Raw genomic sequence first — 10106 nt, 5'->3', positions numbered from 1 at the left:
TGAACCAGTTTGCTATCCTGTTTGGCGAGCGCTTCACGCTCGCACGTGGCTAGAAATCTTTAAACCGCCTCGCACACAAAAATGCGGACAGGTTCGCACAACGGCATCGCGGCGAAGCGACTGACCTGCTGGCACAACGGCGTGCGCTGTACGAAAGTGCTCGCGCACAAAACCCGGCACGCTGGTCAGGCGCCATCCGCAACTGGCACCTGACGGACGCGGTCTATCTGAATCCGGAGCGAACCCAGGCCTCAGCCGAAATGTATAGGCAGGCCGCGTAACGGTTCAGGCGACAACTACCTTGACACACACCGCATGCAAAGAAAAGTAGGTGCCCCCCGCACAGGGGGACCGCTAATAGACCACTAAGAAAACAAGAAAAGGCCAACAAAAACGGCCAACAAACCAGCACCAAAAACCAACGAACGCACCCCGGTCAATGATCAATTAATGAAAAACCCAACGCACAAACTGAAACTCTGTCTTGCATCGCCGCATCTTTCCAGCCTAGCTATATTCACCCCCGTGGTAACGAAAAGAACCCCCACAGCTATCAGGCATCCTACCTAAACGAAAAAGGCGATTCATGAATCAAAAGATGAAGCTGGCACACTTGCTCGGAGCCCTCCTATGCGCCGGCATAGCAACCACCTCGCACGCACAAAGCAGCGTCACCCTCTACGGCATTCTCGATACCGGTATCGACTTCGCCAGCAACGTCAACGGTAACCACCTCTACCAGATGGCCAGCGGCGTCAGCGCCGGTAGTCGCTGGGGCGTAAGAGGTAAAGAAGACCTGGGCGGCGGCCTCGCAGCTATCTTCGATCTGGAAAGCGGCTTCAATTCGACCAACGGCAGCCTCGGTAGCGGCCTCGCATTCTCCCGTAATGCGTACGTCGGCCTCGATAGCCAGACGCTCGGTACCGTCACCCTCGGCCGCCAGTGGGATCCGCTCGTCGACCTGATCGAGCCGTATTCGCTCAACGATAGCTACGGCGGCTGGTACTTCTCCCACCCGAACGATATGGACAACCTCGATAACGGCTTCGCCATCAGCAATGCCGTTAAGTACACGAGTCCCACCATCGGCGGTTTTACCGGCGAAGCACTCTATTCGTTCGGCGGCCAGGCGGGCCAGTTCTCGAATAACTCCGCCTATAGCGCGGCCGCCTCGTACACGAATGGACCGTTCTCGATCGGCGCGGGCTATCTACGTGTGAACGATCCGGAGCAGGCCGTGCAGAGCTATCAGAACGGCTCGGGCTTCACCAACGCGGTGTATGGCAACTACCTGGCCAATGCGCGTAGCCAGGGCATCTTCGCGGCCGGTGCGTCGTATCAGCTCGGCAAGTTCAAACTGATGGGCAACTTCACCAACGTCGACTTCCAGCAAGGCGATGCCGGTCAGGACGTCAAGTTCCAGAACTATGAATTCGCGGGCACCTTCGCCGCTACCAGCCAGCTCAACCTCGCAGCCGGCTATACGTACACGGACGGCCGCGACCATGCGACCAACCAGGAACCGAAGTACCAGCAGCTCAACCTGAGCGCGGAATACGAACTGTCGAAACGCACCGCCGTCTACGCACTCGCGGCATTGCAAAAAGCCAGTGGCGGCGCGGTCGCGCAAATCGCGGGCTTCGATCCGTCGTCGAACGGTAAACAGGTGGTGGGACGCGTCGGTCTGCGTCACTCGTTCTAAAACACAAAGTACTCGTACCACGTGAAAGAGAGCGCTGCCCGAAAGGGTAGTGCTCTCTTTTTTCATGAACCAAAGTAAATGTTGCAGTAACTGGGTGGTCCGACGCAATTGTCGGCGGAGGTCGGTGTGGTGCTCGTCGCGCAGCCGGATAACAGCAGTCCGGCAGCCACGGCGGCGACGGCGAACGAAGCGGTTCGTTTGATCGCGGTGCGAAGAGTCATCGATATGGGGGTTGTCAAAACAGAGCGTTGCGATGGGCGCTCAAGCGAGTCCAGAGCGAGTCCAGCCGACAGTGGCCTCGTGGCGCGCTGTCGGCTGGGGTTCGGCAGAAGCATTTCAGTGCGCGTAAATCGTCGAATTCAGATAGGCCAGCTGGCCGTCTTTCTCCGCGTGCACCAGTTCCCGATAAACCTGAGCGCGGGTTTTGCCGGGCGTAGCCTGACCGTACGGCGCGACCCACGAGCCCGTCACGTTGCCGGTGGTGCTGGTGGTGTTCGCCGCCACTTGCATGGCCGGCGCGGCGTTCTGTTGCGTCGGCGCGGTGATCGATTGCGCGAATGCGGAAGCCGTTGCGGTTGCACCAATGAAAGCGATGGCGAGCGTTAGAGATTTCATGTTCGTAATCCTCATAAATCAGGTTGGGTGGCGCCGATACGTGAACCTCGATGGTTTCGCGGATCGGTTGATGAGAAGGATAGTCAAGCGGCGTTAGCGGATCGGCCGTGTGTGCATGAAAAGAAATTTATCTGCTGTAGCGTCGCCAAAGCGCTGATTCGTCGGTCCCTCGCGGACATGTCATGAACATAAAAAACGTTTCATGAAACGCCCGGTTTTGATCACGGGTGTGTCACCGCCGCTATTTACATTGCGGCTACCCGTACGGTGTGCGGGACCGGACCGTTCTTGCGCGGACCGGTGCCTTCTCTTACCCGGAATCAAACATGAATAAAGCATTCGCAACCACACTCGTCGCGCTGGCCAGCACCCTCGGCGCGGCGGCGCACGCGCAAAGCAGCGTGACGCTCTACGGGACGCTCGACACCGGCCTCGACTACATCAGCAATCAGAAGTCGGCTAACGGTGGTAAAAACAACTGGATGATGGAAAGCGGTAACGTGAGCACCGACCGCTGGGGCCTGCGCGGTAACGAAGATCTGGGCGGCGGCTTGAGCGCGGTCTTCGACCTCGAGAACGGCTTCAATATCGACAGCGGCAAGTTCTCCAACGGCGGCGACGAGTTCGGCCGGCAGGCGTGGGTCGGGATCGCGAGCAAGCAGTGGGGTACGGTGACGCTGGGCCGTCAATACGACTTTCTGGTCGATTTCGTGGCGCCGTTGTCGGCGACCGGTTCGGGCTTCGGCGGCAATATCGCCGATCATCCGTTCGATAACGACAATCTGAACAACGACCTGCGGTTGAACAACGCGCTGAAATACCGCAGCGCGACCTACTACGGGGGCACCGTCGGCGGCGCGTACGCGTTCAGTAACGCGGCGGGCGGCTTCAGCAACAACAACGCGTACAGCCTCGGCGCGCAGTGGGCGGGCGGTCCGTTCAACCTGGCAGTCGCGTATCTGCAGATCAACCAGCCGGGCGGCGTCAACCAGCCGGCCAATACGGGCGGCGCGGTGAGCAGCAGCGACGGCGACGCGGTCTTCACCGGCGCGCGTCAGCGTGTGCTCGGCGCAGCGGGACGCTACACATTCGGCGCGGCGACGCTCGGCCTCGTCTTCACGCGCACCATGCTCAACGACCCGCATCAGATCATGCAGGGCGGAGCGTATTCGACGCTCAACGGCGATCTGCTGACCTTCAACAACTACGAACTGAACGCCCGCTATGCGATCACGCCGGCATTCACGCTGGGCGGCTCGTACACGTTCACGGACGGCCACTTCAGCACTGGCGGCCAGAGCTATTCGCCGAAGTGGAATCAATTCATGCTGCAGGCCGATTACGCGCTGTCGCGCCGCACCGATCTGTATCTGGAAGGCACGTATCAGCACGTGACGGGCGCGAACGGGATCGCGGTGCTCGGCAATGCGTCGATCTATTCGCTAGCGGCTTCGTCGAGCGATCGGCAGGCAGTCGTGGCGGTGGGCGTGCGGCACCGGTTCTAAGGCGTGCCACGGGTGCGGCTCTGAACGGGCGCACTTGAAAGAAACGTCGCGGGTTCGGAGAACCGGCGACGTTTTTTTGTTTGCGGCCAGGCGTTGTTGAAGGCAGTCGCTTGTTTAACCTGCGGATGCAACGGCGGCAGAGGCGCCAGAAGTACTGGACACGCCGGCAGCAACCGGCGCCGCTTTCAATTTCGTTGCCTGAACCTCTGGCGCGGCTTGTGCGCCGTCCGTCGACCATCCACCACCCAATGCCTCGATCAAGCCCACGGAGGCCAGCAGACGCCTTGTTTCGAGGGTCAGCGCATCGATCTGCGTGGTCAGCTCCGTGGTTTGCGAGGTCACGACGTCCAGATAGCTGACCACGCCGTCGCGATAGCGCGACATCGACAGGGTCAACGTGCGTTGCGCGGCGATCAGCGCGGCGTTCTGCTGCGTGGCTTCGTCGCCGAGATGATGCAGTTGCGCGAGGTTGTCTTCCACCTGCTGGAACGCGAGTAGCACGGTCGCCTTGTACTTCGCGCCGTTCTCGGCGAGCCTGGCACGCGCCTGGTCGGTCATCGCTTCACGACGGCCGCCGTCGAACAGCGTGAACACGAGACTCGGACCGACCGACCAGATCTCGTTGGGTGCCATCAACCATGGCGAAAGCGTGTCGCTCTGATAGCCGCCGTCGAGACCCAGCGAGATGTCAGGGAAGAACGCCGCCTTGGCCACGCCGATCTGCGCGTTCGCTTGCGCGACGCGCCGCTCGGCCGCCGCGATATCGGGCCGCCGCTGCAACAGCGCGGCTGGCACGCCGGTGGGAATGGACGGGAGATACGTCGTCGCCGTCACCGGCGCCAGCGCAAAAATCGACGCGGGCGTGCCGGTCAGACTCGCGATGGCATGTTCGTATAACGCGCGGCGCGCGGCGATATCGTCGGCGGAGGCGCGCGCGGTGTCCAGTTGCGTCTGCGCGCGAGACACGTCGAGGTCCGATGCAATCCCGCCGGCATGGCGGCTCAGGGTGAGGGTGAGCGCGCGCTGGTAGGTGGCGATCGTATCGTTGAGCAACTGCTGCTGCGCGTCGAGCCCGCGCAGATTGAAATACGCGTTGGCCAGATCCGCCTGCAAGCTCAGGCGCACCGATTCGAGATCGGCCTCGCTCGCTTGCGCCGCCGCGTTGCCGGCGGCCACTTCGTTGCGAATTTTGCCCCACAGATCGAGATCGTAGCTGATGCCGACGTCGACATCATTCGTGCCGTACACCGAAGGCTGTCCCGCGCCACGCAGCGGCCGGTTGTCCGACTGCCGCTGACGCTCGACTGAAGCTTGCGCGCCGATCGTCGGCAAGAGCCCCGAGCGGGCCTGCGCGAGATACGCGGTGGCTTCGTCGTGACGCGCCATTGCGGCGGCGACGCTCGGGTTGGCCGCCGCCACCTGCCGCTCCAGATGATCGAGCACGGGATCGCGATACACGGTCCACCACGCGTCGCGCGGCACGCGGTCGGCCGGCCGTGCGAGCTGCCAGGCGCCAGCTTCCTTGAACGTGGTGGGAATGCTGGCGGTGGGGGCATGGTAGACCGGTGCGAACGAACAGCCGCTCACCAGCAGCGCGGCGGCCAAGGTAACCATTGCAACATTCGCCAGTTTCGCAACGTGCAAGCGGCGTTTATCCATGAGTGCTCTCCGCCGCGCGGCGCTCCGCCAGTGCCGTGCCCGGCGTGCCTTGCAACCGCACTTCATCGCCCGAGACGAGCGAGTCGGGCGGGTTGTCGATCACGCGGTCGCTTGCGTTCAGACCCGACGCGATCTCCACGTGGGTGCCGAGATCGGTCGCTATCGAGACGGGTTTCAGCACCGCGCGGTTGTCGCTGCCGACCACGGCGACCTGCAGGCCGCTTTGCCGGAAAATCAGCGAACTCGCGGGAATCGACAAGGCGTGTGCGTTGGTCGGCAAATCGAAATGCACCTCGGTGTACTCGCCGGGGATCAGCAGGCCGTCTTTGTTGTCGACCGATAGTTGCACCAGCAACGTACCGGACGACGGCGTGATCGCGTCGTCGGTATCGACCAGTTTCGCGTTGAACCTGACGCCCGGGCGTTCCGGCACGGTAAGCGTTGCACTCATGCCGGGTTGGATCGCGGCCGCTTCGTCCTGCGGCACGCTGACATAGACCCGCAACTGGCGCGCGTCCGACACCGAGAACAACTCCGGCCCATTGCCGCCGCCGGCGTTGATCAGCGCGCCGATATCGGTTGTGCGCGCGGTGACGACGCCGTCGAACGGCGCGGTAATGCGTTTGAACGATTCGAGCGCTTCGAGGCGACCCACATTCGCCTGAGCCGCGGCGACGGTGGCCTGCTTCGCGACGAGGTCGCTGGTCTTCTCGTCAGCGTCCTGTTGCGAAACCGAGTCCTGTTTCAGCATCTCCGTCCAGCGGTGGGCGGTGGACGCCGCGAGTTTTTCATTGGCCACCGAATTCTGCAGATCGGCGCGGGCCTGCTGCAATTGCTGATCGAGGTCCGGGGTGTCGATCACGCCGAGCAGTTGGCCGGCTTTGACATGCGTGCCGATATCCGCATACCACGCGTGCAGATAGCCAGACACGCGCGCGTAGATCGGCGCGTTGACGAAGGCGGACAGGCGTCCCGGCAACACCAGCGCCTGCGAGTCGGCATCGTGTTTGGGCGTGTACGCGACCACCGTCGGCACGGCCTGCTGCGCGGACCAGGTGGTCAGTTCCTGCTTCGCGTGGACGCGGCTCGCCATACCGCTCGCCACGATGCCCGCCGCGACCAGCAGCGCGACGATGCCGACGAGTTTCAGATGACGCAGCCGTTTGGGCGAATTGATCTCGATCTCAGTGGACATGATGGACTCCGGGTTCGGATGAAGAGTGGTCGTGAGAAGAAGCGGGCGAGTGGCCGTGCCCGGCGGCGTCGCGCCGGTGCACGAGACTGAAGACGACGGGCACGAACAGCAGCGTGGCGAAGGTCGCGCAGATCAGGCCGCCGATCACGGCGCGGCCGAGCGGCGCGTTCTGTTCGCCGCCGTCGCCGAGGCCGAGCGCCATGGGCGCCATGCCGATGATCATCGCGAGCGCCGTCATCAGCACCGGCCGAAAACGCGTGAAGCCGGCTTCCATCGCGGCGACCAGCGCATTGCCGGTCAACGCGAGCCGTTCGCGCGCGAAGCTCACCACCAGAATGCTGTTGGCGGTCGCCACGCCCATGCAGAGAATCGCGCCGGTCAGCGCCGGTACCGAGAGCGGCGTGTGGGTGGTGAACAGCATCCAGACGATGCCGGCCAACGCCGCGGGCAACGCGGTGACGATCACGAACGCGTCGCTCCACGAATGGAAATTCACGACGATCAGCAGAAAGATCAGCAGGATCGCGCCGAGCAGGCCGAGCGACAAACCGAGGAACGCGCTGTTCATGGTCTGCACCTGGCCGCGCAGCGTGACGATCGAGCCCTTCGGCACGTCTTTCGCGGTGGCGTGCACGATGTTCTGGATCTGCGCGGCGACCGCGCCGAGGTCCTGACCTTGCGTTGTCGCGAACACGTCGTAGAGCGGCTCGATGTTGTAGTGCGACACGACCGCGTCGCCCACGCCGCGCGTGATCGTCGCAATGCCGCCGAGAATCTGCGCCTGACCGGCCTTGCCGGTGACCGGCAGATTGCTGAGATTCGACAGCGAGGTCATGCGGTATTGCGGCGTCTGCGCCACGATCGGATACGACACGCCGTTCTTCGGATTGAGCCAGTAAGTCGGCGACACCTGACTGGTGCCGGACAGACTCGCCACCACGGAGTTGGTGACGTCCTGTTCTGTGATGCCGAGCTGATCGGCGCGCGAGCGGTCCACGGAGACGGTGAATTGCGGATACGTGGAAGCTTGCTGAATACGCGTATCGGCAATGCCGGGGATCATCCGCATCTGGCGCATGACTTCGTTGGCGTAGCGGTGATTGGCCGCCTGGTTCGGCCCGGCGACTTGCAGATCGATCGGTGCGGGCGCACCGAAATTCAGAATCTGACTGACGATATCGGCCGGCAGGAACGCGAACGTCGTACCCGGAAACTGGCGCGGCAGGGTTTCGCGCAACGTGCGCACGTAGTCCGCTGTCGGCCGATGGTCTTCGTTCAGCGAAACGAGAATGTCGCCGTCCTGCGGACCGGTCGTGCCGCTGTTGTTATAGGTCAGGTTGATGCCGCTGTTCGGCAAGCCGATGTTGTCGACGATACTGCGTAACTGATCCGGCGGAATCGCCCGGCGCACCGCGTTTTCGATCAGATCGAATTGCGCCGCGGTGTCTTCGATCCGGGTGCCGATCGGTGCGCGCACATGAATCGCAATTTCGCCCGAGTCGATATTGGGGAAGAAATTGCGGCCGAGCCACGGCGCGAGCAGGAACGACGCACCGACCACGATCAGAAACCCCGTCACGAAGCGCTTGCGATGCGTGAGCGCAAGACCCAGCGCGATCCGGTAGATGCCACGCACGCGCTCGAAACGACGTTCGAAGCCGCGCTGGAAACGCACCAGCGGATTGCGCGACGGCGGCGCGTGGAAGTGACCGCCGTGCGGGTCCATCGTGGCGGCCAGTTCACCGGAGGCGTGGCCGCCCGATGCATGCGGGCGCAACAGGTATTGCGCCATCATCGGCACGAACGTGCGCGACAGAATGAACGACGCGATCATGGCGAACATCACGGCCTCGGCCATCGGTACGAACAGGAAACGCGCAATGCCGTTGAGCAGCAGCATCGGCACGAACACGATACAGATACACAGCAGCGAGACGAACGCGGGCGCGACGATCTGCGCGGCGCCGTCGAGAATCGCGCTCCTCACGTCCTTGCCTTGCTCCAGGTGCCAGTTGATGTTCTCGATCGTGACGGTGGCGTCGTCCACCAGAATCCCGACCGCCAGCGCGAGGCCGCCGAGCGTCATCACGTTGAGCGTTTCGCCCATCGCCGCGAGGCCGGCAATCGCGGCCAGCACCGCCAGCGGAATCGACGCCGCGATGATCATCGTGGAGCGCCAGCTACCGAGGAACAGCAGAATCATCAGCGAGGTCAGCGCGGCGGCGATCACGCCTTCGCGCGCCACGCCGCTGACGGCGCCTTTTACGAAGGTGGATTGATCGCCCATCGTGACGAGCTTCAGGCCCGGCGGCAGTGTGGCTTCGATACGCGGCAGTTGCGCCTTGACGCCTGCGATGATGTCGAGCGTCGACGCCGAGCCGTTCTTCAGAATGCTCATCAGCACCGCGCGATGACCGTCCACGCGCACCACGTTGCTCTGTGGCGGATAACCGTCGCGCACGTGCGCCACGTCGCGGATATAGATGGTTGCGCCATCCACGGTCTTGATCGGCAGCGCGTTCAGCTCGTCTAGCGCGAGCGGACTGTTGTTCAGCTTGATGTTGTATTCGAAGCGGCCGATCTTTTCGGTGCCGGCGGGAATGATCTGGTTCTGCTGCGCGAGCGCCGTGGCGACGTCGTTCGCCGAGAGCTTCTTCGCCTGCAAAGCTTGCGGATCGAGGTCGATCTGTACTTCGCGGGTCTTGCCGCCGTACGGCGTCGGAATCGCCACGCCCGGCACACTCAGCAATTGTGGACGAATGAAGTTGGTCGCGTAGTCGGCGAGTTTCTGCTCGTCGAGCGTATTGCTGGTGAGCGCCAGTTGCAGCACCGGCACCGTGGAGGCGTTGTAGTTGAGAATCTGCGGCGGTGTGGTGCCGGGCGGCATCTGCTTGAGCACCGTCTGCGACACCGAGGTGACCTGCGCGGTGGCGGTGCGGATATCCACGGTCGGCTGGAAGAAAATCTTCACGATGCCGTAGCCGCGAAACGATTGCGACTCGATATGTGCGACGTCGTTGACGGTCGTGCCGAGCGTGCGCTCGTAGTAACTGACAATGCGCCCGGACATGTCGTCCGGTTGCAGGCCGGCGTAGTTCCACACCACGCTGATCACGGGAATGCGGATGTCGGGAAAGATATCCGTCGGCGTGCGCAACGCGGCAAGCGGGCCGATCATCAGGATCAGCAGCGCCAGCACGATGAACGTGTAGGGCCGGGTTAAAGCCAACCGGACTATTTTTAACATCGAAGGCTGCTCCGTTCAGAGGCGCGATTGAATCTGCGCGGGCGTGTGTCAAGTGGGACTCGCCCTGATGGCGCGACCCGGTACCGGCATTCTGGAGAGCGGGGCCTAACAGGCGTGGACTAATCAAATGAAACTAGTTTTAGGAAACGGCGGGTTGTCCGTCATCGCATCGACAGGCGCGTT

The 10106-nt window shown here is 62.7% G+C and carries 6 protein-coding genes; 2 read left to right on the top strand and 4 right to left on the bottom strand.

Going from position 1 to position 10106, the window contains the following annotated elements:
- The first annotated feature begins 604 nt into the window (after positions 1-604).
- Positions 605-1702: a porin gene (locus BX591_RS34770; protein WP_167444680.1), complete on the top strand. Its 1098-nt coding sequence runs from the start codon at positions 605-607 to the stop codon at positions 1700-1702.
- Between the two features lie 336 nt (positions 1703-2038).
- Here BX591_RS34770 and BX591_RS34765 read toward each other — a convergent pair whose 3' ends face one another.
- On the bottom strand, positions 2039-2317 hold the full coding sequence (locus BX591_RS34765) for a DUF4148 domain-containing protein (protein ID WP_111935833.1): 279 nt from the start codon (positions 2315-2317) through the stop codon (positions 2039-2041).
- A 326-nt stretch (positions 2318-2643) separates the two neighbouring features.
- Here BX591_RS34765 and BX591_RS34760 point away from each other — a divergent pair, with 326 nt between their 5' ends.
- Positions 2644-3822: a porin gene (locus tag BX591_RS34760; RefSeq protein WP_111935829.1), complete on the top strand. Its 1179-nt coding sequence runs from the start codon at positions 2644-2646 to the stop codon at positions 3820-3822.
- A 114-nt stretch (positions 3823-3936) separates the two neighbouring features.
- Here BX591_RS34760 and BX591_RS34755 read toward each other — a convergent pair whose 3' ends face one another.
- From BX591_RS34755 to BX591_RS34745, 3 genes are read right to left on the bottom strand one after another with little or no spacing between them, the layout of a single operon-like run.
- On the bottom strand, positions 3937-5481 hold the full coding sequence (locus BX591_RS34755; RefSeq protein WP_111935828.1) for an efflux transporter outer membrane subunit: 1545 nt from the start codon (positions 5479-5481) through the stop codon (positions 3937-3939).
- Entirely contained in the window at positions 5474-6676 is a 1203-nt protein-coding gene (locus BX591_RS34750; protein ID WP_111935827.1) for an efflux RND transporter periplasmic adaptor subunit, read from the bottom strand. Before BX591_RS34750 ends, BX591_RS34755 begins: the two co-directional genes overlap by 8 nt.
- Positions 6666-9923, bottom strand: a complete 3258-nt coding sequence (locus BX591_RS34745; protein WP_111935826.1) for an efflux RND transporter permease subunit — start codon at positions 9921-9923, stop codon at positions 6666-6668. Before BX591_RS34745 ends, BX591_RS34750 begins: the two co-directional genes overlap by 11 nt.
- Positions 9924-10106 lie beyond the last annotated feature (183 nt).

Origin of the sequence: Paraburkholderia bryophila (assembly GCF_003269035.1) — a bacterium.
In the GTDB taxonomy this organism is placed as follows: domain Bacteria; phylum Pseudomonadota; class Gammaproteobacteria; order Burkholderiales; family Burkholderiaceae; genus Paraburkholderia; species Paraburkholderia bryophila.
Note: the sequence above shows the minus strand (reverse complement) of the source record. Positions and strands in the feature narration are given on the sequence as shown.